The organism is Siphonobacter curvatus (assembly GCF_002943425.1).
GTDB classification, from domain to species: domain Bacteria; phylum Bacteroidota; class Bacteroidia; order Cytophagales; family Spirosomataceae; genus Siphonobacter; species Siphonobacter curvatus.
The window spans coordinates 1,405,962-1,431,225 of the sequence record NZ_PTRA01000001.1; the positions used below are offsets into that span (position 1 = coordinate 1,405,962).

The 25,264-nt window shown below is 45.6% G+C and carries 32 protein-coding genes; 20 read left to right on the forward strand and 12 right to left on the reverse strand.

Annotated elements, in window-relative coordinates; all coding sequences use genetic code 11:
* Nucleotides 1-41: 41 nt before the first annotated feature.
* The 11 genes from C5O19_RS05585 to C5O19_RS05640 form a co-directional block, all read right to left on the reverse strand.
* On the reverse strand, nt 42-2,756 hold the full coding sequence (locus C5O19_RS05585) for a sensor histidine kinase (protein ID WP_104710379.1): 2,715 nt from the start codon (nt 2,754-2,756) through the stop codon (nt 42-44).
* A complete protein-coding gene (locus C5O19_RS05590; protein ID WP_104710381.1) occupies nt 2,749-2,949 on the reverse strand; it encodes a hypothetical protein in 201 nt (66 codons plus the stop codon). The genes C5O19_RS05585 and C5O19_RS05590 overlap by 8 nt, the downstream gene beginning before the upstream one ends.
* A gap of 144 nt (nt 2,950-3,093) precedes the next feature.
* Nucleotides 3,094-3,318, reverse strand: coding sequence for a DUF6814 family protein (locus tag C5O19_RS05595; RefSeq protein WP_104710383.1), 225 nt, complete (start codon nt 3,316-3,318; stop codon nt 3,094-3,096).
* Nucleotides 3,319-3,338: 20 nt separating this feature from the next.
* On the reverse strand, nt 3,339-4,826 hold the full coding sequence (locus C5O19_RS05600) for an MFS transporter (RefSeq protein ID WP_104710384.1): 1,488 nt from the start codon (nt 4,824-4,826) through the stop codon (nt 3,339-3,341).
* A 216-nt stretch (nt 4,827-5,042) separates the two neighbouring features.
* Nucleotides 5,043-5,471 (reverse strand): IS1/IS1595 family N-terminal zinc-binding domain-containing protein, encoded by a 429-nt coding sequence (locus C5O19_RS05605; RefSeq protein ID WP_108724057.1) that lies wholly within the window; start codon nt 5,469-5,471, stop codon nt 5,043-5,045.
* Nucleotides 5,472-5,700: 229 nt separating this feature from the next.
* Nucleotides 5,701-6,753: an ACR3 family arsenite efflux transporter gene (gene arsB, locus C5O19_RS05610; protein ID WP_104710387.1), complete on the reverse strand. Its 1,053-nt coding sequence runs from the start codon at nt 6,751-6,753 to the stop codon at nt 5,701-5,703.
* Between the two features lie 26 nt (nt 6,754-6,779).
* On the reverse strand, nt 6,780-7,190 hold the full coding sequence (locus tag C5O19_RS05615; RefSeq protein ID WP_104710389.1) for an arsenate reductase ArsC: 411 nt from the start codon (nt 7,188-7,190) through the stop codon (nt 6,780-6,782).
* Nucleotides 7,191-7,202: 12 nt separating this feature from the next.
* Nucleotides 7,203-7,769, reverse strand: coding sequence for a DUF6428 family protein (locus tag C5O19_RS05620; protein WP_165795941.1), 567 nt, complete (start codon nt 7,767-7,769; stop codon nt 7,203-7,205).
* Between the two features lie 46 nt (nt 7,770-7,815).
* Nucleotides 7,816-8,145 carry an ArsR/SmtB family transcription factor gene (locus C5O19_RS05625; protein WP_104710393.1) on the reverse strand — a complete coding sequence of 110 codons (330 nt, stop codon included), beginning with the start codon at nt 8,143-8,145 and terminating at the stop codon, nt 7,816-7,818.
* 728 nt (nt 8,146-8,873) lie between these two features.
* Nucleotides 8,874-9,338 carry a hypothetical protein gene (locus C5O19_RS05635; protein ID WP_104710397.1) on the reverse strand — a complete coding sequence of 155 codons (465 nt, stop codon included), beginning with the start codon at nt 9,336-9,338 and terminating at the stop codon, nt 8,874-8,876.
* 279 nt (nt 9,339-9,617) lie between these two features.
* Nucleotides 9,618-9,980, reverse strand: a complete 363-nt coding sequence (locus C5O19_RS05640; RefSeq protein ID WP_133163307.1) for a hypothetical protein — start codon at nt 9,978-9,980, stop codon at nt 9,618-9,620.
* A gap of 314 nt (nt 9,981-10,294) precedes the next feature.
* Here C5O19_RS05640 and C5O19_RS05645 point away from each other — a divergent pair, with 314 nt between their 5' ends.
* From C5O19_RS05645 to C5O19_RS05675, 6 genes are all read left to right on the forward strand, one after another.
* Nucleotides 10,295-10,549 carry a hypothetical protein gene (locus C5O19_RS05645; protein ID WP_104710402.1) on the forward strand — a complete coding sequence of 85 codons (255 nt, stop codon included), beginning with the start codon at nt 10,295-10,297 and terminating at the stop codon, nt 10,547-10,549.
* Between the two features lie 396 nt (nt 10,550-10,945).
* Nucleotides 10,946-11,179: a hypothetical protein gene (locus C5O19_RS05655; RefSeq protein WP_104710407.1), complete on the forward strand. Its 234-nt coding sequence runs from the start codon at nt 10,946-10,948 to the stop codon at nt 11,177-11,179.
* A gap of 23 nt (nt 11,180-11,202) precedes the next feature.
* Nucleotides 11,203-13,950 (forward strand): BT4734/BF3469 family protein, encoded by a 2,748-nt coding sequence (locus tag C5O19_RS05660; protein WP_104710409.1) that lies wholly within the window; start codon nt 11,203-11,205, stop codon nt 13,948-13,950.
* Nucleotides 13,951-14,142: 192 nt separating this feature from the next.
* Complete coding sequence (locus tag C5O19_RS05665; protein WP_165795942.1) at nt 14,143-14,457, forward strand: hypothetical protein; 315 nt, start codon at nt 14,143-14,145, stop codon at nt 14,455-14,457.
* Nucleotides 14,458-14,493: 36 nt separating this feature from the next.
* The gene (locus C5O19_RS05670; protein ID WP_104710412.1) at nt 14,494-14,877 is read left to right on the forward strand and encodes a DUF3127 domain-containing protein; all 384 of its coding nucleotides are present in this window, start codon (nt 14,494-14,496) and stop codon (nt 14,875-14,877) included.
* Nucleotides 14,878-15,152: 275 nt separating this feature from the next.
* Nucleotides 15,153-15,488, forward strand: a complete 336-nt coding sequence (locus tag C5O19_RS05675) for a hypothetical protein (protein ID WP_104710414.1) — start codon at nt 15,153-15,155, stop codon at nt 15,486-15,488.
* A gap of 436 nt (nt 15,489-15,924) precedes the next feature.
* Here the strand turns inward: C5O19_RS05675 and C5O19_RS05685 are convergent, their stop codons facing one another.
* The gene (locus C5O19_RS05685; protein WP_104710418.1) at nt 15,925-17,742 is read right to left on the reverse strand and encodes a hypothetical protein; all 1,818 of its coding nucleotides are present in this window, start codon (nt 17,740-17,742) and stop codon (nt 15,925-15,927) included.
* 294 nt (nt 17,743-18,036) lie between these two features.
* Between C5O19_RS05685 and C5O19_RS05690 the strand changes: the two genes are divergently transcribed.
* From C5O19_RS05690 to C5O19_RS05755, 14 genes are all read left to right on the forward strand, one after another.
* Nucleotides 18,037-18,264, forward strand: a complete 228-nt coding sequence (locus C5O19_RS05690; RefSeq protein WP_104710420.1) for a hypothetical protein — start codon at nt 18,037-18,039, stop codon at nt 18,262-18,264.
* Between the two features lie 119 nt (nt 18,265-18,383).
* Nucleotides 18,384-18,605, forward strand: coding sequence for a hypothetical protein (locus tag C5O19_RS05695; protein WP_104710422.1), 222 nt, complete (start codon nt 18,384-18,386; stop codon nt 18,603-18,605).
* 71 nt (nt 18,606-18,676) lie between these two features.
* Complete coding sequence (locus C5O19_RS26350) at nt 18,677-18,802, forward strand: hypothetical protein (RefSeq protein ID WP_262509716.1); 126 nt, start codon at nt 18,677-18,679, stop codon at nt 18,800-18,802.
* A gap of 78 nt (nt 18,803-18,880) precedes the next feature.
* A complete protein-coding gene (locus C5O19_RS05705; protein WP_104710425.1) occupies nt 18,881-19,297 on the forward strand; it encodes a hypothetical protein in 417 nt (138 codons plus the stop codon).
* A complete protein-coding gene (locus tag C5O19_RS05710; RefSeq protein WP_104710427.1) occupies nt 19,269-19,568 on the forward strand; it encodes a hypothetical protein in 300 nt (99 codons plus the stop codon). The genes C5O19_RS05705 and C5O19_RS05710 overlap by 29 nt, the downstream gene beginning before the upstream one ends.
* A 50-nt stretch (nt 19,569-19,618) precedes the next feature.
* Complete coding sequence (locus tag C5O19_RS05715) at nt 19,619-19,912, forward strand: hypothetical protein (RefSeq protein WP_104710429.1); 294 nt, start codon at nt 19,619-19,621, stop codon at nt 19,910-19,912.
* Nucleotides 19,912-21,195, forward strand: coding sequence for a hypothetical protein (locus C5O19_RS05720; protein WP_104710431.1), 1,284 nt, complete (start codon nt 19,912-19,914; stop codon nt 21,193-21,195). Before C5O19_RS05715 ends, C5O19_RS05720 begins: the two co-directional genes overlap by 1 nt.
* Nucleotides 21,195-22,160 (forward strand): DUF6712 family protein, encoded by a 966-nt coding sequence (locus C5O19_RS05725; protein ID WP_104710433.1) that lies wholly within the window; start codon nt 21,195-21,197, stop codon nt 22,158-22,160. Before C5O19_RS05720 ends, C5O19_RS05725 begins: the two co-directional genes overlap by 1 nt.
* Before the next feature lie 6 nt (nt 22,161-22,166).
* Nucleotides 22,167-22,865 carry a hypothetical protein gene (locus C5O19_RS05730; RefSeq protein WP_104710435.1) on the forward strand — a complete coding sequence of 233 codons (699 nt, stop codon included), beginning with the start codon at nt 22,167-22,169 and terminating at the stop codon, nt 22,863-22,865.
* Nucleotides 22,784-23,425 carry a hypothetical protein gene (locus C5O19_RS25850; protein ID WP_133163309.1) on the forward strand — a complete coding sequence of 214 codons (642 nt, stop codon included), beginning with the start codon at nt 22,784-22,786 and terminating at the stop codon, nt 23,423-23,425. Before C5O19_RS05730 ends, C5O19_RS25850 begins: the two co-directional genes overlap by 82 nt.
* Complete coding sequence (locus C5O19_RS05740) at nt 23,425-23,700, forward strand: hypothetical protein (protein WP_104710438.1); 276 nt, start codon at nt 23,425-23,427, stop codon at nt 23,698-23,700. Before C5O19_RS25850 ends, C5O19_RS05740 begins: the two co-directional genes overlap by 1 nt.
* Nucleotides 23,701-23,702: 2 nt before the next feature.
* On the forward strand, nt 23,703-24,575 hold the full coding sequence (locus tag C5O19_RS05745) for a hypothetical protein (protein ID WP_104710440.1): 873 nt from the start codon (nt 23,703-23,705) through the stop codon (nt 24,573-24,575).
* Nucleotides 24,572-25,030 (forward strand): hypothetical protein, encoded by a 459-nt coding sequence (locus tag C5O19_RS05750; protein ID WP_104710442.1) that lies wholly within the window; start codon nt 24,572-24,574, stop codon nt 25,028-25,030. Before C5O19_RS05745 ends, C5O19_RS05750 begins: the two co-directional genes overlap by 4 nt.
* Nucleotides 25,030-25,218 (forward strand): hypothetical protein, encoded by a 189-nt coding sequence (locus tag C5O19_RS05755; RefSeq protein WP_104710445.1) that lies wholly within the window; start codon nt 25,030-25,032, stop codon nt 25,216-25,218. The genes C5O19_RS05750 and C5O19_RS05755 overlap by 1 nt, the downstream gene beginning before the upstream one ends.
* Nucleotides 25,219-25,264 lie beyond the last annotated feature (46 nt).

The following is a 25,264-nucleotide window of genomic DNA, read 5'->3' on the forward strand; positions in this document are numbered from 1 at the left end:
GTTCATCCGGATGATTGATATACCACAACAGGAAAATTTGATTAATGTTCCGCCCGTACCTCCTTTAACAACGGAATTTGCACCGTAAAACGGGCTCCGGAACCGGGCTGACTTTCCACCGAAATGCTTCCGTGGTGCAATTCTATGATTTTTTTGGTAATCGCTAGCCCTAGTCCGCTGCCTTTGGGTTTGCGGATGGTTTGGTTTTCGGCCTGGTAAAACTTGTCGAAAATGAGTTGTTGGTAGTCGCTCGCAATACCGGGCCCATTGTCCGCTACCGTCAATACGTACTGATCGCCGGAGCGGCGGAGCAGAACCTGAATCAATCCTTTGCCGCGTTCCGTATATTTAATCGCGTTCGAGAGCAGGTTAATCAGTACCTGCATCAGTTTGTCGCGGTCGGCTTGCAGGGGCGGTAGGGGTTCTGTCAAAGATACTTCGAGTTGGACGTCTTTTTCCAGGGCTAATTGATGGACGGCTTCTACGGCTTCCTGAATTACTTCCGCCAGTTGGACCGTTTCCGTACGCAAAAAATGTTTCCCCGACTCATATTTCTCCAGATCCAGTACCTGACTGATGAGCCGCGTCAGACGGTCAGATTCCCGAATGATGGTCGAAAGAAACTGATCCCGCTGCTCCATGTCCAGCTCCGGATTGTCCTGCAAGATTTCACTCAGAGCTTTGATGGAGGTAATGGGCGTACGCAGTTCGTGGGTTACCGTCGTCAGAAAGTCGTCCTTGAGCCGATCCGTTCGGATCATCTGTTCGTTGGCTTGGCGAAGCTGGGTAGTCGCCCGTTCGAGTTCGGCCTGGTGTTGGCGTAACTGTCGGTTAGTGAGAATCAATTCCTGCGATTCCTTCAGGATTTCCACGACTTCATCTACGGAAATTTTTTCTTCCAATGTCACCGAGGCCACCATCAAGCGGGCCGAAGCTGAGCCAATGACCCCGGCCAGTAGGTTTTCGGCGTAGTTCACCAGCTGGGGGGAAGCCCGTTGCCAGTTCAGGTTGATCTCGTTTTCATTGGCAAAGCGTTCGAGCAATTGCGTTGTTCGTTCCTTCCCAAAAAACTGACTCAACAAACTTTGTAAATCCGGGATGTAGGCTGTACCCCGCCAGATTGTGGAACTTTCGATGACTTCCGAGTACTTGAAAATATCCACGAACAGGATGGCCTGATTGTGTTCCATGGACGTCTGTGGCAGGCGAATCGAGAGCAGTACGTACGAAAGTACGTTGATCGATAAGCTCCAGAACAAAGCATGGGAAATACGGTCAAAGCCTTCCAGTCCAAACAAAGCGGAAGGTTTCAGTAATTCAATGCCCCAGGGTCCCACCGTATTCAGACTCAACGGAAAGAAACCAGCCTCGGCTAACATAGGAATCACCAGGGTATAAAACCATACGGAGAAACCCAGAATCAGTCCGACGGTCGCTCCGTAACGGTTGCCCTGTTTCCAGAAAATACCCCCCAGTACCGCCGGAGCCAGCTGAGCCACCGCCGTAAACGATACCTGCCCGATGGATACCAGTGGGTATCGCCCGGCGAGTTTGGAGTAATACAGATACGCCGCGACGAGCAAAAGCAGGATACTAATCCGCCGGGCACCGATTAGAAAACGACCCAGGTTTGGCCCGATCTTGCGGCGAAGCGTTGGTTGCGTCAGGACGTAAGGCATCAGGACGCTGTTACTGAGCATGGTACTCAGAGCAATGGTTTCTACGATCACCATGCCCGTAGCCGCCGAAAAGCCGCCCAGGTAGGTAATCAGAGCCAGCCATTCTTTGTCGAAATACAGCGGAATGGCTAATACGTAATTGTCGGCATTGACCGTCTGGTTTTGAAAGAGTAAGGCTCCACCAAACGCAATGGGCAGCACAAAGAGGTTGATGACCATCATATACAGCGGAAAGGTCCAGATAGCCCGGTTGAGGTGACGTTCATCCGTATTCTCCACAACCGACACCTGAAACTGCCGGGGCAGTAAGAGAATATTCAGCGTAGATAGCAGGACGTGCCAAAACCAGGTGCCGTAGCCGCCATTAGGATCGATAGTAAAGAGTTTGCGTAAGGCTGGTTTGTGCGAAGCCTGCGTGAAAATGTCACCAAACCCATTGAAAACGCCGAACGTAACGTAAATGCCTACGAACAGGAAAGCCACCATTTTCACCAGTGATTCGGCGGCAATGGCCGTAACCATACCTTCGTGCTGTTCGGTTGCCTCAATTTTTCGCGTCCCAAACAGCATCACGAAAATACCCAGACCGATGGCGAGGTACAGCGTCAGATCGCTGGTAAGTTCTTCGGTACGGGGGAGTTCGGCCAGTACGGCAAAGCTGGTAGAAATGGCTTTTAGCTGGAGCGAAATGTAGGGAACGATGCCAATCAGGCAGAAAAAAGCCACCAATGCCCCGAGATTGGCTGATTTCCCGTACCGCGAAGCCACAAAATCCGAAAGTGTTGCGATGCGTTGTACCTTACAAATCCGGATGATTTTCCGCAGAATAATCCACCAGAGCGGAGCCGTCAGCGTCGGGCCCAGATACGTCGATAAAAACTCAACCCCGTTGGTAAAGGCTCTTCCCACGGACCCGTAATAGGCCCAGGCCGAGCAGTAGACACCCAGTGAAAGCGAATACACCCAGGGGTTGGACACCCAGCGGCGTGTACGGTGGCTACGTTCGGCCCAGTACGCAATGCCAAAAAGTAGTCCCAGGTACATCACCGAGACCGTTACTACCCAGCCACTATTCATGATTTTGTCGGGTCCAGTACCAATACATCAGGCCTACCAGTCCCAGCCAGCAGGTAAACAGATACCAGTATAGCAGCGGTATGCCCATCCAGAGAATGGGTTTATTAAATAAGGAAAGCAGCGGGAAATTAAGAATGAGAGCAAACAGGATACTGACGATGACCAGATATTGCCCCCGAAGCCTTTCGTTCATGGGGTTCCGTTCTTTTGCTCAAAAATAGTACGAGAACTTCAGAGACGGTGTAAAAGTGGAATTTTTGAATCAAGACGTTTCTTACAAAAAAGCGGCGGACGAATATCGCCCGCCGCTAGTATTCGAAGTTTGATTGAAAACTATTCAATTCGTCTGCTCGTCGTACTCGCCCTTGAGGGAGTAATAGCCAAAGAGGACCAGGCCAGCGACAATGATAGGGGTAAGTACCAGCAGCACGACCCATCCAAAAATTCGGTCATCGAGCTGCGGACTGGCAATCTTATGCAGGCTGTCTACAATACGGTCGTAGCCAATGTATAGCCCCAGAGCAATCCAGCAGAAACCGAGTATTTTTTTCAAACTATTCATAGAATGACGGTTTTAGAGAATTATTCGTGGATACGATTTCTTGAAGATAGATAAATAAATCCAATAATAAAACAAATGGCGGCAACTAGTATGGGATACCAGAGTCCCGCCAGATAGGGCTGCGATTCCTGATTGGCAGTGGCTTTTTCAACTAACGCCACGGCTAGAAAAGGAGTCAGGCCCCCAAAGATGCCATTCCCGATGTGGTACGGTAAGGACATTGACGTATAGCGAATACGGGTAGGGAACATTTCCACCAGAAAAGCAGCAATGGGGCCGTACACCATCGTCACGTACAATACTTGAATCCAGATCAGGAGTACCATCGTCCAGTACCCCGTGTTTCCCAAACTCAGTACGTATTTGACCTCCGTTCCTTGCGAATTGTTTACGGAAATTTTTTGTACCTGAGAACCATCCGTATAAGAAGTCACCTGCGTAGTAGACTGATTTTGAATTGAGGTTTGGGTAGAAACTTCGGTTTTCGTGGATACATCCGTTAAGGCATACATTTGCTGGTACAGCGGACGGTAGGTGAGAACGGCCAGTGCCATACCGCCGAGAATGATGACCTTTCGCCCCCAGCGATCCGAGAGCCAGCCGAAGAGGACAAAGCCGCCCGTGGCCAGAGCCAGAGCAATCGCCACAATTTCGCTGGATTGCTCAAAGTCCACGTGACCGACTTTCTGAATAAACGACAAGGCGTAAAACTGTCCCGTATACCAAACCACGCCCTGACCTGCCGTAGCCCCGAGTAAAGCCAGCAGCACCATTTTCAGGTTTTCACGTTTGCCAAAGGATTCCGCCAGGGGATTTTTGGAGACTTTTCCTTCCGTTTTAAGTTTAGAAAAAACGGGTGACTCGTTCATTTTCAGTCGAATAAAGACTGATGTCCCCACAAGGACAATCGAAACGAGAAAAGGAATTCGCCAACCCCAACTTTCAAAATCCTCGACGCCCAATATTTTTCGGGTAGCCACAATGACCGCCAGCGATAAGAAAAGGCCCAGCGTGGCCGTCGTCTGAATCCAGCTGGTGAAGTAACCCCGTCGTTCTGGCGGAGCGTATTCAGCCACGTAGGTAGCCGCACCGCCGTACTCTCCGCCCAGAGCCAGACCCTGAATCAGTCGTAAGAGTAGTACCAGCAGGGGTGAAAGCATCCCCCAGCTTTCGTAACCCGGAATCAAGCCGATCAGAAACGTAGAACCACCCATGAGCAGCAGGGTTACCATGAAGGTATATTTCCGGCCTACGATGTCGCCCAGACGTCCGAAAACCAAGGCCCCGAATGGACGCACGATAAAGCCCGCCGCGAAAACTGCTAAAGCCGAGAGCAAAGCCGCCGTAGGGTTGTCTTTAGGAAAAAATTGGGTCGAGATAATAGCCGACAGGCTACCGAAAATATAGAAATCGTACCACTCGATCAACGTACCAACCGAGGAGGCCGCAATGACGCTTCGCAACGTACGCGGACTGGTGACCGAAGCGGGAGCAAGGGTCTCAGGCATAAGCAATAAAATAGGTTTAGAGGAGAGGCACTGAAAATAAAAGACTTTGACCCGGGTTGGAATCATACATCCCTTTTTACATTGATTACATAAATGGGATTATGCCGAGTTTATTTTGTATAGTTCGGGTAAATCAGCGGAAATTACTAGCAGGAAAGTGGAAAAAAATAGTTTTTGCTAAAGCAGCATAGGTAAGAGAAGGGAGTAAGAAGAGAATTAATCTTTAAAGCGTTCCCAGCGAATGACCATGAATTTATCGCCGAGTTCGGTGACAATAACGCCGGAACTCCGCAGGTTCTCCCGATTGGCAAAATATTCAGCTATTTCCTTGTGATTCAGAATTTTATAGGTAGGGCGGTACTCTGAATTCTTGGGAATTTTGATCTGATATTTCTTCACCCAGTTCATAACCGATACGTGACTCACCCCCAGCAATCGTTCGATTTCGCGGTAGCTTACACCTTCGATATACAACTGTAACGCCTTGATTACATAGTATGTACTGATGCCCTTTCCCAGTTTATCGACCGTAAAGTGGTACTGACAGGCCTTGCAATGGTACCGTTGCCGATCTTTGATTATACCCGATTTGGTAACATTCGACGAATCACAGCGAGGACAATTGGGAGCAGTCATAAGTAGCATATATTCAGTTTAGCAAACATATAGCTAATTAGCAAAGAAAGAAACCGGGCGGAGCTTTTTTTTGGCAGAAGCGGAAAGAAAAGCGGTGGGTACTCCTGAGTCACCTACGCGTACTGGAGCGATGAAAGGTAGGAGTAATAATGTACCAAGAGAATCGCGTCATTTCTAGATTCTTGGGGTAAAAAGAAGGGTTGTGTGTGGTAGTTTCACTTATATCTATCTTTAAAATTCAATCAAATGTAGCTTGCTGCTTACGAGCAAACTCTACCATCAAAATTAACACGGGTACCTCGATCAAAGGACCAATTACTGCAGCGAAGGCGGCTCCTGAATTGATGCCGAAAACGGCAATGGCTACGGCAATGCCTAATTCAAAGTTATTACCTGCTGCCGTAAATGCTAGCGAGGTCGATTTTGAATACCCAGCTCCGGCTCTTTTAGATAGGTAGAAGGCTGAAAAAAACATGATGGCAAAGTAGACCGTAAGCGGCATAGCAATGCGTACCACGTCCAAAGGAATGCTTACAATCAACTGCCCTTTCAGGCTAAACATCACCACAATCGTAAACAATAACGCAATCAAAGTAAGCGGGCTAATGGCAGGTAGGAACTTCGTTTCATACCAGTCCTGACTAAACACCCGGCTTAATACTTCTCTGGAGAGAATACCCAAAAGGAAAGGAATACCTAGGTAGACAAAGACGCTCTGAGCTACTTCACCAATGGTTATATCTACTTCAAAGCCTTGTAGCCCGAATAAAGAGGGCAGCAAGGTTACGAATACATACGCATAGACTGAATAAAAGAGTACTTGAAAAATACTGTTAAAAGCTACCAACCCAGCGGCATACACGCGATCTCCCCCGGCCAGATCGTTCCAAACGATGACCATTGCAATACAACGGGCAATGCCGATCATGATTAAGCCTGTCATGTATTCGGGTTTATCAGCTAGAAACGCGACTGCCAACCCAAACATTAATACCGGTCCAATAATCCAGTTTTGTACCAGCGATAAAAGCAAAACCCGGGTGTTTTCAAAAACCAGTGGTAGTTCCCGATAGCGAACTTTTGCCAGTGGCGGGTACATCATCAGGATCAAACCAATAGCTAAAGGGATATTCGTTGACCCGGAATTAAACTGATTAACGAACGCAGGGGCATCCGGGAAAAAGTAGCCTAGTAATACCCCTATGAACATCGCCAGAAAAATCCAGAGCGTCAAATAACGGTCAAGAAAAGAAAGCCGCTTTTCGGGCTGTGGTTGTTCTACGTTTATCATTCTATCTTTACTAAAGCTTGGGTACCTTAGGCCAAGTTCTTTTCAACGAAGGCCTGACTATACGCTTTAATTTCATCACGTACCCGGCGAAAAGAAGTTACCAGGTCTTCGCCTTCCGTGTGGCCCGGATCAGAAAAGCTTTGATGAATCATTTGCCCGGCGGACGGAAAATAAGGGCATTGTTCCCGGGCATTATCGCAAACCGTGATGACATAGTCAAAAGCCATTCCGGTATATTCGTCGGCATGATTAGACGTGTGATGCGAAATATCAATTCCATCTTCAGCCATTACCTGAATAGCAACCGGGTTCACTCCTTTCGGATCTACTCCGGCACTGTATACCTGAGCCCGGTTTCCGGCAAAGTGCTGTAGATAGCCTTCGGCCAGTTGGCTGCGTGCTGAATTGCCCGTACATAATACTAAAATCTTTTTCATAGGAAAGAATGGTTAACAACAGCCAGAACCGGGTTTACAGGTAGTTCCTTCGGCTACGATTTTTAACGCTGGTTTTTCGGTAGCGGGGGTACTGCACGCCGAATCCGATGCCGTTACGCCACAAGCTTCATTGCGATTCAGGGCTTTGCATTGGGTATAGTCAGGCACAAGGTGAACGATAAAATCATCCGAGGTAGCAGAAAACGCACTAGGATACATTTGGCGAGTATCGAACTTGGAATTTCCAAACTCAATTTTAACCACGGCTAAAGGATTCAGAGGTAAGGACTTCTCAACGAGCTTTACAATCTTGAGGGCTTTACTTACCGTCATGGAACGCTTTGCCTCCTTGACGGGTGGTTCCCAGAGCTGCACAATGACTTCCGTCCAGCTGTTCATCTGTCCCCCACAATCAACCGATACAATAGGAGCTTGCTTAATTTCCGTAATGTGAAACGAAGCATCCACGTGTTGCCCCTGTTGATATTCAAAAGCCAGGTATAAGGCTGGGTTGGCTTCCAGTGTGCTTTTAAACACCTGCCAAGTCATGGGACTGGTTTGATTTACCATAGTGTTCATTGGTTTATTGTATTATTACGATCAGAACGTTCAAAAAAAAGCTGCACTAGTTGCAGCAGGAAATCTCCGTAATGGTTTCTAATAAACTGCCAAAGACTTGTTTAGCCTCCTGCCAGACCGCTGGGTTAATGCAATAGCAGACGCGGGGCGGGTTGATTTCTCCCTGAATAATGCCGATGCGTTTGAGTTCCTTAAGATGCTGGGATACGGTAGCTTGAGCCAAGTTCAATTCATCGACTAAATCCCCACAAACACACGTTTTTTTAGCCGCCAGCATTTGCAGGATGGCTACACGTGCGGGATGTGAAAAGGCTTTGGCCAGATCAGCAATCCGGTTTTGTTCAGCAGTGAAACGCTCTGTTTTTGTAACTCCCATAAGGCAAAGTTAAATAAAAGATTGATCATCGCAATATTGCGATGATCAATCTTTTATTTAGGTGTATGTAGTATTACTACAAAAAAGAAACGTTGGTTTTACTGTCAACCTTCCTACTGCACCCAGAAAAGTATAGTTCTGTTTTGAGTAGGCGTGCTTGATGTGCTGCCCATTAAAGGACTGACTCTTTCGGTAGAAATCGTTGCAAATGGCCGTTAGCTTGGTTCTGATAAGTAGCAGCTTTTCGTTTTTAAGTTGGCTTAGTGGATCTTCTTTACTGACCGTGTGACCGTTCCAATGGGTAGACAGGATTTTAATACCTGTTGTCCCGATCTCCAGGGTGTGGTTATCCATAGATATTTGACAGTATAAGGTTGAATAACCGGGAGTTTTTGAAGTGTGGCGGAAAAAGGATATTTCCATGCGTGTGTACTTCATGCTTGTGAACGCCCGGTGAGGCCATTCACAATGTAATGATGAATGATAAGAAGGAGAGATCAAGTAGGCCGTTTCAGGGTGCCAATGGAAACCGGGAGGGGGTGCCAATGAGCCTTTCAGGGTGCCAGTAAAAGTTCCGGTAAAGGTGTTTTGAGCTGAAGTTCAGAGAGGTAATGGCATAAAAAAACCAGCTCTTAGGGGCTGGTTTGGTCAATTTCAAGTACTTAATTAAGCGTTGCAGAGGGTGAGGGTCTCTGCTTCTTTGATTGAAATGACTGATGGTGACCAAGTTAGCCCAATAGACTAACAGGGGTGCCTGTAGAATTGCCAGTGAGAAGGCCCAAAAAAAAAGGAAACCCTTCTGGCAATCGGTCAATTACAGTACCCTTAGGCTTTCCCAAATCACCGTTATTCAGCAAACGCTTTTGAAGTTCTACAGTATATCGCAAATCGTTAATCATTTCGCTTTGTAACTTGATCTTGTCGCGTAGCTCTTTCTCTACATCAGCTCCACCATCGGCGGCAACCTTAGTCATTGCCTGAAACATTTCACCTGTCCCACGCATAAGCCATATTGGGTTTACTTCTGGGTAGGCTTCAAATATTTCTTCTAATAACTCGAAACCAGGCTTACTGCCGCGGTCTACAATGTTTGCAATTGAAGTGTTAGTTCTGCCAAGGCTTTTGGCAAATGAATTGTTATTCATCTTCAATGCCTTAATTAACTGAGCAAACCTTTCGTTAATCGTTGACATAAGTAATTTTGGTTGAATGTATAATAAGTTATAGTAAAATATTACTTATTATACATTTGGTGTCATTATGTATGTTGTTGATTATCAAGTATTTTTAATTCGATTATTTGGTATTGATAAAAATATATTAATCAATACTTGCATTAATATATAGTTTACTAATACATTTGAACCGAAATCTAAACGAAATATAAGTGAAAAGAGACCGAAAAGTCAAGTTCTGAGTAAATGAGCGGTCAAATGTGTAGGGAAGTGGTAGTATAGGTGTATAAGATTATACTAAAAGTGTTTTCCCTTCACAACAAGGCTAGGCATCCAATGCGGCGTTTTATAAACCTGAATTTTGGTAGCTATAGGTAATCGGTTAGTGTATCCTTCAATAGCGGAAAAAAACTCTGTAGTAGGGCCTATTGCAATTTCCTGTGAATGCCGTAGCTCATTAAAGGCATCAATACAATCAACACTAACATTTGCCAAAATTTGAATATTACTTTCTTCTCCCTTTTTGGTAAGTAAATACCATGTCTGATTGCCTGTAGCTAAATCCTTGAATTCTGGTTCATCAAGAAATTTAGGCAGAAGAATAGAATTTCTTTCTGAAAGTAACTCTTTGATTTTCAACTTAATTAGTTCTTTGCTCATGGAAAAGGTGGATTTATTATAAAATTTACAAACATGTGGGCTAACCAAACTCAGGCTCATTTCATCGTCTCAATCCAGACGGTTTCTACGATGCAGGAGTCAAGTGAACGACAACTTCTTCTGACTACTAAGCAGTTTACATGTGTAAAGGCTAGACTATGAAAAATAGTGGTTTTGTTGTCCTATGCAGATTCTGCTAGAAATAGAAACTTGCAGCCTACAATATATCTCAATCCGAAATCTAGCCGAAAAGAAACCGAAAGGCAAATTCAACCAAAAATCTATTACGTATACAATAATACGTTAATTCTGTTATGATTGAAATTAGTACCATGACTCGTATGGAGCAACTTCGCAAATTATGGTTTGATGGGACCATCAAACCCGCTGGAAAATCCGAGATTATTCGGCTTTTCAACAAGGAATTTCACTATAAGCCCGGTAGCAATGACTCATGGGGCTTGCGTATCAACGGAACTGTTGAGCCTACACCAGCTCAAGAGGATTTTATGGACGAGTACATTACCAAGTACTACGAACGCTACAAGCAAAAAGCTGCAAAAGCTTAGCCAATGGAACAGTACGATGTACTTATCATTCTGGCGTTGTGGCTTTTGTCTATGCGAAGCGACTCTAAAGCCCCTTTAAAATGAGCCCGGCTTTCTACCTAACCAGTTTAATTGTTTTGCTGGTTGTCCTGCCTTACGTCTACCGGAAAAATCGTGAGGACATTTACCGAAAGAATTAAGTTTTACCCCTCCAAACATCAAGAAAATGCCTTTTCCCCTCTTTGTCGCCCTTCCCGGCGAACAGGTAACTATTTGCCTTAATAATCAAAATTTTAGCGGAATTGTAAAACACGCTTCATCCGCTGACACCACCGGCAACGGACACAAAACCCGCTACATCGTAGCAGTCGGTAGCTGGAGTGTTGAATTGAACGAAACCCAAATCACAGTTAAAATATGACCTTTTCAGCCATTAAAACGCTGGTACAGTCTGGCTGGGTTGGAATCATTAGTTTTTCAGACCTGGAGGCTGGGAAAACTACACTCAATGAGAGAATAGCTCACTACCAGCAGCAGCCTAAGCCCTTGATGGATTACCAGGCTAAAGAGCTGGATCTGTTTATACGAATCCTTAGCGACGTACAACTGGAACTCGACGCCCGTAACCCGTTTCTTCAATCCTGGCACTAAGCCCGCCATTACCGCAATTATCTATGAATTTCTCTTTTTACCAGGGCGGGATTACTAACCGATTTCCAACGAGTAATATTACTCTAGCCGATCTAGCCGCCCTAATCACTAGCGACCGTTACAAAGTAGTCGTATTAAGACTCCAGGCTGAGCAAATCGAAAAAAATCAGAAGGAGATTAAGAAAACTATCGACTACGTTACGCCAGGCGGTACTTTCCACCCGTACCGGCAGGCTGACCACTGCCAAGAGCGGAGCGGGCTAATGGTTATCGACCTGGACGACGTCGAGAACTTGTACGAGACTAAAATCCAGCTCGAACAAGACCCTTACGCCCGGATGATCTTCGTATCTCCCAGCGGCACCGGCTTAAAGGTTCTGGTGGCCATAGAAACCGCAAATGAGCATAAGGATTATTTCAATGACCTGAGTTTTTATTTCCAACGTGAGTATAACCTGAAGCCTGATAGTTCCGGCTCGGATATTTCAAGGGCTTGTTACCTTTCGCATGATCCCGATCTGTACTACAACGAGGGGTCCCAGGTATGGAAATACAGAGGGCTGAAACCCCCAAAGGAAAAAACTAAAAATTTAGTTTCCACGGAAAATAAAAAACGTTCCACGACTAAAGCCAACCTCAAACAAATCCGGGCTCTAGTAGAGGTTATCGAGGCCAACGGGTTAGACATTACGACCGACTACGGCAAGGAATGGTTACTCATTGCCTTCAGTATGTCTACCCTGGGTGAAGAGGGCCGGGAACTCTTTCACCGGGTTAGTAAACAGAATCCGAGCTACGACGAAAAGGAGACAGACGCCAAATTCGACAACGCCCTGGAGAAATCCCGTTTTACAAATCCAGCTAAGTTTTTCAGCATTTGCCAGGACTATGGCCTGGACATTACCCTGGGCAAAGGAAAGAAAGCCAAAGCAGATGGCGAAAACGCGACAGAAGCCGCTACAGAGGACGAAAAGCAGGACGACCAGCCAGCAGGAGAGAAGCCCCAACTCGTTGTCAAGGAACGGCCCCGCCGCATATCGACGGCCCTTTCTTCCGTATTCTACGACCAGGACGAAATGACCATTCTCGTACGATCTGGGAAAACCCTGGTAACGTGTTGCGATGGCTATTTCTTCTTTCTACGTTACGTTACGGAAGACGAGCAGGAAAACGTATCTTGGATTATTGAATTTCAGCAGTTGCACACCGACCAAAATTTCACGCTGGAACTGACCAACAAGGAATTTTTATCTCCGGATTCGTTTGATGAAGCCATAGCCAGTCGTGGTCTGGCCCTGAATGCGGGCAAAGCTGAGCTGAAGCTGATACGTACCTATAATTTCCAGAAATGGGGCGTTAAGAAGGCTGTCAAGGTGATTCGTTTCGGCTACCATGAGCAAAGCAATACCTACTTTTTCTCTAACAAGGCGTTCAATGGTCAAATCATTGAACCAGACGAAAATAACATCATTCACACGAATGGGAAACACGTCGTATTGCCCAGTTTGAACGATGATCTGGACGACCGTTTTATTCTCACGCCGCCGCCTATATCATTTAACCAATGGTACGAGCTGTACGTAAAAGCCTACCTCTGGGACAACGCTTTTTTACCCGTCTGTTTCTACCTGACGTCCCTCTTTCGGGACATTGCCCTGGCTCATAAAAAGATAGCTCCGCTTTTATATGTCTACGGTGTGGCCGGTACGGGTAAAAGTTCGGTTCTGCGGTCGCTAACCAACCTTTTCGGACGCGAACAACCCGAAATCAACCTGAAGGCCGACAACACCGACGCGGTGGTTCCTAAAATGCTTTCCATCGTCTCCAACGGTCTGGTACAGTTCGACGAAATGACGGACGACAGTAAGTTTCAGGGAATGTTCCAGGCTTCGTATGACAACATTGGCCGGATGCGTACACCGGATAATGCCAGGGGAAAACTCGACTTTGAAAGTATTGATGTTAAGTCAATGATTATGCTCACGGCCAACCATATGCCGAAGTACCAACCCTTCCTTGAGCGGTGTCTTTTTATGATTAATAACAATAAAAAGAAGACCGAAGACCAGCGTAAAAACTGGGAGATACTCCAGGACTTAGGCAAAGGCGGTTTAGCTGGGATTTCGGTTGAATTATTGCACCATCGGGAGCTAATTAAGGCCGAGTACTCAAAGGCATATAACACGCTGTTACGCAAGTTTAAAAGCCTTTTCCCAGGTGGTGAAATCTATGAGCGAAACTTCAACAACGTAACGCAATTACTAACGGTTGCTTATATACTTAAGGTAAACGGGAAAATTGATTTAGGCATGGAAGAATGCGACGAACCGGACGTATTAGATGCCTTTGCTCAGATTGCCTACCAACAAATCATATTCCAACATCGGATTTTGAGCGAGAAATCGGCCCTCTCTGAATTTGTTGAAATGATTCAGTGGCTCTACGACAATAACAAAATCTACGAGGGTGTGCATTTCCGGTTTGATGGGCCAAATGTAATGTTCCGTTTTTCTTCGATTTATACAAGTTTCAAGCAACAGTATTATTTCCAATATCAACAACCGGCACCAACAAAGGACGCTATCGAGGAAGAAATCATACAGTTTGAAACGCCTGCACCAAGAGAGGAAATTTTCAAAGGTATCCGTTTTCGTGACCCCGACAACCCGGAAGAGCAAAAGCTGAAAGACAAGGTAAATCATTCATGTGTAATGACTTACACCAGACTACAGGAGCGGTACGGCCTAGACTTAATGGCAAAACGAACGTAGAAAAAAGTAAAATTCCCACTGAAAAAAACTGCAAAATCCTGACCACACACCACACTATACTATAACTATCTAATAATCAATATAATATATAAATATATGTGTGGTTTTCGTGTGGTTTTGTGTGGTAAATGTGGTTTTTGTGGTTTTGGTGAACCACACGAAAACCACACGGTAAAACACTTAAATGTCTGATTGCTAGTAGTTTTTGTTCGTGTGGTCGTGTGGTCAGAAGACAACAGCATTTTTTTAGAAAACACTAAAATGGACAATCCAGGAAAAACACAAACTCAAATCGAGCAGTACAGCCTCTGGGAAGACCCGAAAGGAAACACTTGGCTTGCTCTCTACCGATGGCGTACGGGCGGTTTTGGACCGTATACGCACTTGGAAATGGTCTGGTTAGAATCTCGTACCAATCACGTTTTTAAATACGCCGAAGTCGAGAATGCTATTGAAAAAGGCCAATTCCAGGCAGTTGAAAAAGTAAATGTTTCAAATCCTTCATAATCTCAATTTTTTATTTCCATTCAATTCTTTAAAAACATGATTTCAAACAACAACTCAGTAGTAGGTCAATTCTTAGGAGCCGGTAAAATTATAACGTCAGATAAGGGCTATAAAAGTCGCGTTTTTTGGATCAACTTGTCAGACGATCCAAGCCGCCCGAATCCTTGCGAATTTGAGCTAAGAAACGATAACGTTAGCCTAGTTAATGAACTCAAGAAAGACGAAACGTTGGAGGCTTCCTTTCGTTTGAATGGCTTCAAATGGGAGAAGGACGGACGCAGTGGAGTAATGACCCGTTTACAGGTCTATCGTATCACTAAAATCGACCGTACTCGTGTGCAGGCGGAAGCTGGCCAAGAGCCAGAGACGGGCTTCACGCTGAAGACTGAAGAAAACCAAACGGAAGACCTTCCCTTTTAATTAACCTATGCCCCGCTCGGTTGGGTGGGGCTGCCTTCAGCAAATGCAGACATTCCTTTTTATCCTACTGGCTCTGGCCGTTTCGGTTGCATCCGGCTACCTGATTAAGCGGATTTTTCAAACAGCAGAGTTAATAAACGAGGGCAAGCTATGAACCTAATTACCCGTATGGTAGGCATAACCTTGGGCCTGTCGATTTGGCTCCCTGCCGCCCTGTTATGCTCGTTTTTCGTTGTACTCGATTTCCTTTTTTCACTTGATAAATACATATCTCAATGGTTTCCGAACTGATTCAAGCCAACGCAAAAGAAAAAGCCCTGGTGGCTTATCTCAATTACATGGTAGCTATGCAGTTGATAGCTGATAGTGGGTTTAAAACGAGAGTTCAGGAGGAAGCCCAAAACCGACTCAATAAGGTTTTGACAGGCTTAGACCCGGAAGCTCGCAAGCCGTTGTATTTGGCTCGTGACATAATGCAAAAATTGGGGCTAAAACTGGTAAGATGTCAGAACATTGACGCTCTGGAGCAATCCCTGAGCTATGCTGAAAGTCTACTCGAAGGGGAGGTTATGATTGCCAAGGCAGACGACACCCTAACGAAAAACGTCTAATGCCCTTCGAGCCTGAAAAGTACCACAGGAAATGGACGCTCATTACGCGACTGGTACGAAAACGGGCGGGTAATTGCTGCGAGATCTGCGGTGTAAAAAATGATCGATTTGTAGTACGTGGAAAGGGCAGGCAGAAAGGAACCTACCGAGACGCTACCGGCTGCGAAATACTCCAGTACCAGCTCCTACGCCTGGAGGGGTTGGGTTACTGGAAGGCGGTTAAAAAAGTGGGAATGGTTCGGGTAGTACTAACCGTTTCCCACTTGGACCGAAATCGGCAAAATAACAGGTTTCACAACCTAAAGGCCATGTGCCAGTATTGCCATTTAAACTACGACCGGGCAGTAAACAACTGGTTGAAAAATTACGGTAAAAACGAATCCACTCTTTCAATCTTTTAATAAAAAAGATTGAAAGAGTATAAGTAAATATCTATTTATTGTTTTACGAATTTCCGGAAAGCTGTAATTGCTTGAAATAGAAAAAAAGAAAGAAGACCTTTGTGGAAGAATTCTATAATATTAACTAGAATCCCATTTTCGAAATTGTTTTTAAATATATCTAATTTATAAAGTGGATTTAACATTGTGATGTAATTTTTAAAATTATTGCCAAAGTTTCTTTCTATTGAGTTTTTGTCTAATTTACTGAATATATAGCTTATATTGAAGTTGTAATAGCCTGTAATAATGATTAAAAACCAAAAAATTAATGTTAAACATAGTATATATATGCATGGTTTTATCCAGCTTTGTCCATAGTTGTTAAGGGAATTTGAGAACATTATTATTTTATCTTCTAAATTTGATTCTGAGCATTCTAATTCATTCTTAAAATTTTCCATTTCAAGTTCTAGGAATTTTAAGGATTGTATTCTGTCTAATTGTTTTTCGGAGGCGTACTTCAATTGTCTGTATACTTCTCTTTTATTTTTAAACTCTTCATCTATGGTATTGTAATCAGTAATTAATTGTTCTTTTTTAAACCAAGTAACATTTATTGCAATGATTTCATTTATTATACTGTTTACTATTTTTACATGTTTTAGTAGAGCGAAGTTTAAGCTGAAAAATTGCGTTTGGCCTAATGAAGAATTGATTATTCTAACCTCACTATCAAGTAAGGGTTGGCAGGCAATAATTTGGAATTTATTGAAATTGAAAAAGCTATTTAATTCTAGTGTACTGAATTGTATGTTCCTTAATAGAAAATAACATGATAAGTTATCCCCATTTATAGAGACACTATTACAGCGTAAATATGATAAGTTTAGCTGACCTTTGAGGTTAGGGGATGATTGAATTTCAATTTTATTTATTTTAAATAATATATCAGAAAAAGTCATCCCATGTATATATATGCTTTCTTCTATATTGCATTTGCTTATATTTAACTCTTTCAGTTCAATGTAATCGTATTTTTTAAATCCTTGCCAAGTAGAGAGTTTTTCCCAATTTTTGATCAATAGAAATAAGTTTTTAGATATAGTAAAGTTAGCGAAGGTGCTATGATTGATCGTGAAAGAAGCTGATAGGAAATTTTCTTCTCTATTTAGATTAAGTAAAGATATTTTTCCATCTTCCATTATTTTGCTTCTAACTATTGAAAGGCGATCGGTTATTACACATTGTTCTGTAAATAAATTTTTCTTTATGGAGCTTGATAGTATATGTAACTTTGTTATTAATGAAGATGAAATATTTACATTGTCTTCAAAATCTGTTTCTGAAAATTTTATTTCACTATTAACGTTTCCTATTAGAATGCGTTTTTGTATTTTGCTTTTTGTGATGTCTAAGCCAAATCTAGGAATAAATGCGTCTGTGATTTCTATAAAATCGACATTGCAATTTTCAATATTGATTCCTCTAAATAATAAAAAGCTTTTTCTAATACGTAATTTGGGATCTCCTTCTATGACTCCCTTCATTTTTATGGAATTTATATTTTTGCAATCTAAGAAAGAGATTGAGTACGGTTTTGAGTCTAAAATATGAGTTGGGTCATTAAAGTTGCAGTCAATTGTAATGAATTGCTCTTCGAATACACATTCTTTAAATATAAGAATTGTATTGAAATTGCACCTTGATAATTTAAAATCCCTTTTAAAAATACAGTTGTTGAATGTTATCTTTGGATATGAGAATTTTTTTTCTAAGAGTTCTAAGGTTTCATAGAAAGTATCTTCGGAAAATTCGAGAGGACTTAAATTACTGCCAATAGCAAGTATTTTATTAAAATCTTCGTTGCTCATAACCAATAGTTTGTATTTTTGTTTGTAACAATATATAAATAGTTAAGTGTTTCCCTTTTTATCCAGAATACGCACCTAACCGATACGCCACGCATTTGGATGAGAAGACAGGAAAGAAAGTGAACTCTACGCTAGACGTGGTCAGGTATTTGAAAGAAAAGCACGCCACCGGCCAGCTCTTTGAAACTGAGAAAAATGTAGACCGGCGTTGTAATTTTACAGTATTTGCTAGTAATTTACGGCCTCTGATTAAATTATTTGATGTAATCCATTTTTAACTCTCACATTTCGCTTATGAAATTTTTATTGTTTGATGCAGTGGATGGCACAGCGGATAAAAATCCACTGCATATAGAATTAGGTTCCATTGCTAGTTATCAGTACCTAAATGGTTCCCAGTCAACAATTACACTAAAAGGAGGGAATAGTTTTAAGGTAAAAGCCAGCCATACGGAAATAACGGGCAAAATAATGGTAGCTCTGCGAACTAGTGTGCCAGAAACTGAGCTTAGACATTTTTAGCAAGCAGCAATACCTATAAAATCGAACGCCCGGCTCTTTAACAGCCGGGCGTTTTTTCGTCCTATCAGCGGCCAGGCAAAGAGCTGAGTTTTGCAACGAATCAAAACACAACTTTTTCCATGGCAAAATCTGAAAGTAGTTCACAAGCTCAAGGCGTCGGCTTCTTTGGTCTTCTCTTTCTTGTATTTCTAGTGCTGAAACTTTTAAAAGTTATCACCTGGAGCTGGTGGTGGGTGACGGCTCCGCTTTGGGGTGGCTTCGCCTTCGCAATCGTGGCCTTAATTATTTTCTTAATTGGTTACTTCATCAAAATTCTCATCGAAAGTAAACGTTCGAAGTAATGAAACTAATGAGAAGGCTACTAGGAATTCCAGGATCTGGCTACTATCCAAACATCGAACGTAGAAACCGCGTGAATGCTCTGAAAATTGCTCTGTTAACGGAAGTTATCAAAGCTAACAGCAACAACCCGCACCACTGGGACGAATGCCAAAATGCCAACGAGAAAATACTGGAGCTAATCGCTGAAATCCAGTAAACCCCCAACGCCTGGTCACTGAATGCCAGGCGTTTTTTCGTCCTATCCAGTGTAGTGTAGGGGCTCCACTTTTGAGCCATGTTTCAGCTCCTAATCAAATCAGCACTCAACTACCTGCCCACCATCTGGCAATTCATCAAAAGCAATAAAAGCCGCTTTCTCATTGAGGTGGCCGTAACCATCTTTTCAGCAGCTCTGGGCTACGGAATCAAGTACTTTTCAAACGATGCTACCCTGAAAGCCTGCCAGGACGAACGAACGGTACTACTCAGGGAAACTGCCGCCAAGTCCGCCGCCCTGGAGGCCGTTAAATACGCGGGCGTTATTGCCACTTTACAAACTCAGTTAACCCAAGCCAATGATACGATTTTACTCCAGAAGCAAAAGGCAGCTAGTGACAGCATTAGCCGTATGTCTGAGCTTGAATCTATGCGGGCAATCATTAACTACCTCCGACAGTACCCAAGTGGTCCAGGATTTCGTACGCCACGCTAACGCCATTCTGGACTCGCTGAACCGTTTCGAGTTCACCAAAGCCCGGTATGCAAACCTCCTAAACCAGTACGCCCAGGGACAACAGCAGCAGCTCAGCCTACTGGTACGTATTGAAGAGCTGCAAAGACAGAACGAGCAGCTCAATACCGCTCTGACCAAAACACAGATACAGCTCGACGAAGAACGCCGAAAAAAACGAGCGAAAGCCTGGGAAAACTGGTTCTGGAGAGCCTTGGCCGGTGGGCTTATCTACAACCAAACCCGCCGCTAAAGCCGTCCTTTCTGCCAGCTGGTAGCCCCGCCAATTTTGGCAAAAAAAGAATGGCACAAAAAGTAATAAAGCGAAGGGCCGTCTTTGCTGAAATCCACCAGGACACTGTCGGGGACCAGGTGCATACCTTTTCCGTCAAGTATCGAAAAAAAGAGGGCGAAGAAGGCTACAAAGCCAAGGTTTCCAAAAGCCTCCAGCGATTACCTGGACAATCCGGATTTCGGCAAAACGTGAGTTTAAACCACGTGCTTTTGCTACACGATCACGAAAAAAATCACCCGTTTGAAATCCTTATTGACCTGATGGTAGAATACAATGGGATGATTATAGACCACACAATTTAATGTATCAATTTTCAGAAAACCTGTACATGGTGGAAGCCAGGGGCGGCGGTGCAATGGTGGAGCTAACCGGGCGGCGGGATGCCTCCTTCGGCGTTGGCTCCATTTTTCAGGCCACTAACGACTCTCTTCCACACGTCCGCTGGGGCGTGGCTGATAACCAGCCGAACACCATTAGCCGGGTGATTCAGAAAAACAATCAGGTACGCGGCCAGCTCGACTCCCTGCGAGACATGATTTACGGCTCAGGGCTGGGGTTCTTTAAAAAGCAGATTACCGAAAACGGCAAACTCGACATGGTTCCGTTTACCGACAACCGGCTGGAGGATTGGATGGAAGAAACCAACCTTCAGGGCTTTTGTATCGCCTCGATTAATCAGTTTGTACAGAACGCAAACCGTTTTACCCGGATGATCTGGAACCCGATCCGGGAATATTACGAACTGGAGGTTTCTGACTGTTTTGTGACCCGTATCGGCAAGCCTGATAAATACGGTGTTTTCGAGTATCATACAAACCCCTATTTCGGGGAAGGTATGTTTATCAATCACAAGGAAACCCAAAAAATTCAGGCGTTCGATGCCCGCCAGTCCGTGCAGGCGGCGACCGTAACCATGCACCACTCGAAAGCCGACATTCCCGGCAATCCGTTCTACGCGTATCCGTCCTGGTGGTGTGCCCTGGACTGGATTGAGCTGGCGAACCTTATTCCCTTGTTTCACAAAAGCGGCCTTAAAAATGGGTACAACATCAAGTACCTCATTCGGATGCCCAAGGACTATTTTGATAAGGACGGCGACCGCGACCTGGACCAAAAAAAGGTACGGCAGCGGTGGGACGCCTTCGGCGTTAATCTGAGTAAATGGATGAGCGGGACAGATAACGTAAACAAGTCAATGCTCATCAAGTATATGCGTGGCCAGGACGGTAAAATGCTCGATAACATCGACGTAATACCGCTCAAAAACGAAATGAGCGACGACGCCTACAGCAAAGTGTGGGAAATGTCAAACGTCAGTATCGCCAATAGTATGGGCATTCTGCCGACGCTGGCAGGGGTCAACCCTGGCAAGGGCAACGACTCCGGAAGCCAAATCCGGGTGATGGCCGACTACCAGCAGCATTACCGCACGCCGGTACCCCGCCAGCTGATGCTGGAGCCGATTCGCCACAGCCTCCGGGCGATGGGCTACCGGGACGTAGTACCGGCTTTCAAGGACGTACTCATTACCAACCTGGACGAAAACCCGAACGGGAAAAAGGCCACTGTAAACCCCGCCGCCTAATGCTTCTTTCTGATAGCGTCATAAAGGCCCGTCTAGGGGCCGTACAAACCAAGCTAGGGTGGGAAACCATGAAGCCCTACGCGGAATCCGCTGAGCGAAAATTCAAGGGTGTGGTGGGCCTGGCCGTCTGCCGGTACCTGGAAACAATCACTACCCAGAGCGATGCCTACGAGCTGCGGGCTTTGGCTGAGAGTGCCCTGACCTGGTCGGCCTACGTGTTGGCCCTGCCACACCTGAAAGTACGGGTGGGCGATCTGGGTTTGATGAAAACGAGCCCTCCCAATACGGTGGCTATTACCAAATGGGAGTACATCGACACGTTGGAAGCCGCCGAGAAGCAGGCCGACGAAAACCTGGAGGATTTTTTCGAGTTGCTGGATGCCCTCAAGCCAGCCGCCTGGACCGAATCCACCGCGTACGCTCAGCGGCGTAAACACTTCATCCGCTCATACGACGAACTAGCCGCGTACGTCAGTTTGGGAGGTGGACGAAACGGGCGGTTCTTTTCCATGCTGGTGCCCTATATCGCACGAGCGGAAGAACTCTACATACGCCCGCTTATTACCCCTTCGGATTTTGCCGCTCTGCTGTTGAAATGGCAAAATCCGGACACTGTCTGGGACCCTCAAGAAGAGCAGGCACTGGAGGCCATAAAAAAGGTCGTTGCCCCAATGGCCTACTATGAAGCCTTCCCGTTTTTGCCGCTTCAGGTTGACCAGGCTAGTTTTTCCAGTCCGCGTACGAAAGATGGCATTTTCGACGAACGCGACCCCGAACGTGGCGACTTGGACACGCTTCGGAGGCAGTTCTTCCAGGATGGCCAGCTCTACACGGCTCAACTAAAAACCATTCTGGACACCGTGGCCAGCCCCAACCTTTTCCCAGGCTATTACCAAGCCCACGTAAAGGAAATCCCGGACACGGAGCCCAGCGATTACACCCATACGTCACACGTAATTTTGTAAACTCCCATGCAGGAAATTCTAACCGAAGAACAAGAACTACAGGCCCAGCTCGATGCGATCAATGTCCGAAAGGGACAAATCGCCGCTGAAAAAGCCGCCGCCGCTGACGCTGAGCGAAACCGGCAAATCGCTATTCACCAGGAACTACTCCAGGATGCCAAGAACCTACGAGCAGAAGCTGGCCAGGCTACGGACCAACAGACCAAGCTCATGCTGTTAACCCAGGCCGCTGACGTGACCGCCGAAGCCAACCGGCTGGCTGTCGAGCTGGGTCTGGTCAAAGCTGAAGAACTGGAAGAAAAACCCGGTTTTACAGTTCCTGAGAAAGCAAGGCCATTTCTCTGGTTTGGTGGAATTGTCGGTATTCTGGGCTACTTGTACGCCCGATTCTTTGGCCTAAAGGACGTTATCGAGGCGATTAACGCCAAAGTTGAACCGTTCTCTCAGGTCCGGCCCTATGGCCTGGATTCCATCCAAAAGCTCGTTTTTGAAAAGTACTCTCTGGGAATGGACACTGTCGCGGTGTTCGTGTTGCTGGGCGTCTTTGTGCCCGTAGTCCTGGGTTATGTCCTGCCGTTTGGCAAAGGGAACAATTTTCAAACCGAGTTTAAAACGCTAACACCGTGGCAGAGAGTACTAACAAGTGTGTTGTTGCTTTTGGGTTTATTCTTGCTTGTGGGGCTTTCGCATTTAGTCAAAGCGTAAAACAGCCCAAGCCACCCAGAAACGACGACCTGGAGGAACGCTGGCGGCAAGTCTGGTTTGATTCTGCCAAAGCCGAAACCTGGGTACGTGAGAAAACCAACCGGAACGACCACCCCCGAATCAAGGAGTACAACCGCTTTGCTAAGGTGCCTTTAAATAGCCCGTATTGTGCCAGCGGCTTGTACTTCACAGCGAAAAAGGCAGGGCTCGACTTCGACCTGAAAAACCCCGCTGCCGTCCGGAGCTGGTTCTCGGATAAATCCAAGGTTATCTACGACCACCGACAACCCGGACGCTTCCAGGCAACGCCCCGGCGTATGGACGTCGTCTGGCTTTTCCAGAGCCATATCGAGGCCATAGCCGACCAGACCATTCCCCGCGACATTGAGGACGACGACATGATTAACACCGTCGCTTTCAATTCCAGAGGAAACAATGTGAAAGAAGGGGTATACCATCCGATGCGTCGCAAATGGCGGGACGTAAAACTGGTCGCCAACCACGTGACACCCTTCGTAAAAAAGAAAGAAAAAACCGAGGTAAAAACCTCACTCAAATAATGTCAAATTCTAGCGAACAAGACCAAATTTCCCTACTGGAGCGGGTACAGGCTCCAACCCCGAAAGTATTCCGGATAATCCGGAACGCGGGCGTAATTCTGGCCGTGATTTCTACCAGTCTACTATCCATCCAGGCCCAGGGCGTGAACGTACCAGAAATCGTTCTTTTTATGGCCGATAAAGCCTACGCCCTGGCGGGTGCCATCGCTGCCCTGGTGGCTCAGTTTACGGTCGATTACAAGGCCAAAGCAGAACGGGAAATTTTTAACAAATAGCCATGATTGACTTTACCCTAAACGGTGAAGCCAAGCAACTGCCCGAAAACTGGCAAGAGGTACGCCCCGACCTCTTGCCAGACTTGCTCCGGCTGTTGTTTGTCGAGCCAGAGAATACCTTTACCCAGCACCATATTCTACGCTTGACGCTGGGCTATTCCAAGAAGGAGTGGACGAAATTTTGCAGGATCTATTTTGGGGCAAAAGTCAGCGAAGAACGCAAGGATACCAACTCCGAAATGCTGGCTTTTCTCTTTGGTCGGTTGTCCTGGATGTGGACCGAATCGCTTACCGTGCAGCCGGTCGAATTTGTGGAAATCGAGCAGGTAAAGCACTTTTTGCCTGAGCCGTTTTTGAAGACAACCACCTACGGCGAATTAACCGACGCTTACATTCACCTGCGGGCCTTTACCGATCAACTGGAGCCAGGCGAAACCAGGCTACACCTGTTACTGGCCACCATTTGCCGACCCGAACAGCCAGGGGAGAATTACCAGCTAAACCCAGAGTGGAATGGCGATAAACGGGAGCCCTACAACGAACACGTGGCAGGCGTCCGGGCAAAAGCCTGGCAGGCCGTCCCGCTCTCCGTGAAAATTCCCATTTTGGTGTATTTCGTTGGTTCGTTGAAAGAGCTAATGGTCAGTTATGAAATTTACGAGACTGAAACCATCGACAACGTGGCCAGCGAGGAAGAATACCCCGGCCAGGGCTTCATCAAAAATCAGCACTTGCTCGCAGAAAAAGGCGTTTTTGGTACCATGAAGGAAACCCGCCAAGCAGGAGCTCACGAGGTTCTTTTGTTCCTGGAAGAATTTAAAAAAGACGAAGAGTACAAGGAGAAAAAACGCAAGGAGGCCGAAAATAAAAAATGACACCTACGAAACGATTCTGGCAATACTTAAAACCCATTTTAGAGGCTCAGCATGGCGTCAAATACGTTAAACTGTCGGATGGCAACCGGATGGACCGTTTAACGGCTGACAGCGTCAGTACGGACGTTTACCCCTGCGTTTTTGCCATTCGGCCCAAGTATCAGGGCACAGATGCCAACAGCGGTACGCTTTGGGCTCGATTCTCGACGATTTTATACATTTTCGAGAAAGCGGATTTGAACGACTACGACGACCAGGACGCTGCCTACGACCTATCGGAATTTATCGCTACTCAGATAGCACAGCAACTTTTTCACGACTCGAAAGATTACCGCTGTCTATTCGATTTAAACCAGTACCAGGCCGAACCCGTCGAGTACCAAATGTTAGACGCTGCCTGGGGGTATGAAGTGAAACTAACCATTTCGCTGCCCGCTAACGATCTTTTTTGCTAATGAGAAAAGCCCTGTATTACCGCGACCTTTTTGTTTTCTACCTGGCTTGTCTGTTAGCCTTACCCTTTACGTTTCTCTTTTATCTGGGCACCGATCTGGTAAAGCTAAAATGGCCTATGGGCTGCGTTCTGAAAACACAAATGGTGTATCAGAGCGTACGGTTTAAATTCAGGCCCAAGAGAGCCTAAAAGTTCCGGCCACGTGGTCGGAACTTTCGTTTTTTACCCGTCCTTT

Bases quoted from the DNA above. Each gene is read 5' to 3' on its own strand.
- C5O19_RS05615 (WP_104710389.1), bottom strand. From the start codon at position 7,190: ATGAAAAAGATTTTAGTATTATGTACGGGCAATTCAGCACGCAGCCAA.
- C5O19_RS05720 (WP_104710431.1), top strand. From the start codon at position 19,912: ATGTATCAATTTTCAGAAAACCTGTACATGGTGGAAGCCAGGGGCGGC.
- C5O19_RS05585 (WP_104710379.1), bottom strand. From the start codon at position 2,756: ATGAATAGTGGCTGGGTAGTAACGGTCTCGGTGATGTACCTGGGACTA.
- C5O19_RS05640 (WP_133163307.1), bottom strand. From the start codon at position 9,980: ATGAGCAAAGAACTAATTAAGTTGAAAATCAAAGAGTTACTTTCAGAA.
- C5O19_RS05705 (WP_104710425.1), top strand. From the start codon at position 18,881: ATGTTTCAGCTCCTAATCAAATCAGCACTCAACTACCTGCCCACCATC.
- C5O19_RS05645 (WP_104710402.1), top strand. From the start codon at position 10,295: ATGATTGAAATTAGTACCATGACTCGTATGGAGCAACTTCGCAAATTA.
- C5O19_RS05660 (WP_104710409.1), top strand. From the start codon at position 11,203: ATGAATTTCTCTTTTTACCAGGGCGGGATTACTAACCGATTTCCAACG.
- C5O19_RS05635 (WP_104710397.1), bottom strand. From the start codon at position 9,338: ATGTCAACGATTAACGAAAGGTTTGCTCAGTTAATTAAGGCATTGAAG.
- C5O19_RS05655 (WP_104710407.1), top strand. From the start codon at position 10,946: ATGACCTTTTCAGCCATTAAAACGCTGGTACAGTCTGGCTGGGTTGGA.
- C5O19_RS05725 (WP_104710433.1), top strand. From the start codon at position 21,195: ATGCTTCTTTCTGATAGCGTCATAAAGGCCCGTCTAGGGGCCGTACAA.
- C5O19_RS05620 (WP_165795941.1), bottom strand. From the start codon at position 7,769: ATGAACACTATGGTAAATCAAACCAGTCCCATGACTTGGCAGGTGTTT.
- C5O19_RS05675 (WP_104710414.1), top strand. From the start codon at position 15,153: ATGGTTTCCGAACTGATTCAAGCCAACGCAAAAGAAAAAGCCCTGGTG.
- C5O19_RS05595 (WP_104710383.1), bottom strand. From the start codon at position 3,318: ATGAATAGTTTGAAAAAAATACTCGGTTTCTGCTGGATTGCTCTGGGG.
- C5O19_RS05605 (WP_108724057.1), bottom strand. From the start codon at position 5,471: ATGCTACTTATGACTGCTCCCAATTGTCCTCGCTGTGATTCGTCGAAT.
- arsB (WP_104710387.1), bottom strand. From the start codon at position 6,753: ATGATAAACGTAGAACAACCACAGCCCGAAAAGCGGCTTTCTTTTCTT.
- C5O19_RS05600 (WP_104710384.1), bottom strand. From the start codon at position 4,826: ATGCCTGAGACCCTTGCTCCCGCTTCGGTCACCAGTCCGCGTACGTTG.
- C5O19_RS05730 (WP_104710435.1), top strand. From the start codon at position 22,167: ATGCAGGAAATTCTAACCGAAGAACAAGAACTACAGGCCCAGCTCGAT.
- C5O19_RS05715 (WP_104710429.1), top strand. From the start codon at position 19,619: ATGGCACAAAAAGTAATAAAGCGAAGGGCCGTCTTTGCTGAAATCCAC.
- C5O19_RS05685 (WP_104710418.1), bottom strand. From the start codon at position 17,742: ATGAGCAACGAAGATTTTAATAAAATACTTGCTATTGGCAGTAATTTA.
- C5O19_RS05695 (WP_104710422.1), top strand. From the start codon at position 18,384: ATGGCAAAATCTGAAAGTAGTTCACAAGCTCAAGGCGTCGGCTTCTTT.
- C5O19_RS05690 (WP_104710420.1), top strand. From the start codon at position 18,037: ATGAAATTTTTATTGTTTGATGCAGTGGATGGCACAGCGGATAAAAAT.
- C5O19_RS05745 (WP_104710440.1), top strand. From the start codon at position 23,703: ATGATTGACTTTACCCTAAACGGTGAAGCCAAGCAACTGCCCGAAAAC.
- C5O19_RS05750 (WP_104710442.1), top strand. From the start codon at position 24,572: ATGACACCTACGAAACGATTCTGGCAATACTTAAAACCCATTTTAGAG.
- C5O19_RS05625 (WP_104710393.1), bottom strand. From the start codon at position 8,145: ATGGGAGTTACAAAAACAGAGCGTTTCACTGCTGAACAAAACCGGATT.
- C5O19_RS05590 (WP_104710381.1), bottom strand. From the start codon at position 2,949: ATGAACGAAAGGCTTCGGGGGCAATATCTGGTCATCGTCAGTATCCTG.
- C5O19_RS05670 (WP_104710412.1), top strand. From the start codon at position 14,494: ATGATTTCAAACAACAACTCAGTAGTAGGTCAATTCTTAGGAGCCGGT.
- C5O19_RS05740 (WP_104710438.1), top strand. From the start codon at position 23,425: ATGTCAAATTCTAGCGAACAAGACCAAATTTCCCTACTGGAGCGGGTA.
- C5O19_RS05755 (WP_104710445.1), top strand. From the start codon at position 25,030: ATGAGAAAAGCCCTGTATTACCGCGACCTTTTTGTTTTCTACCTGGCT.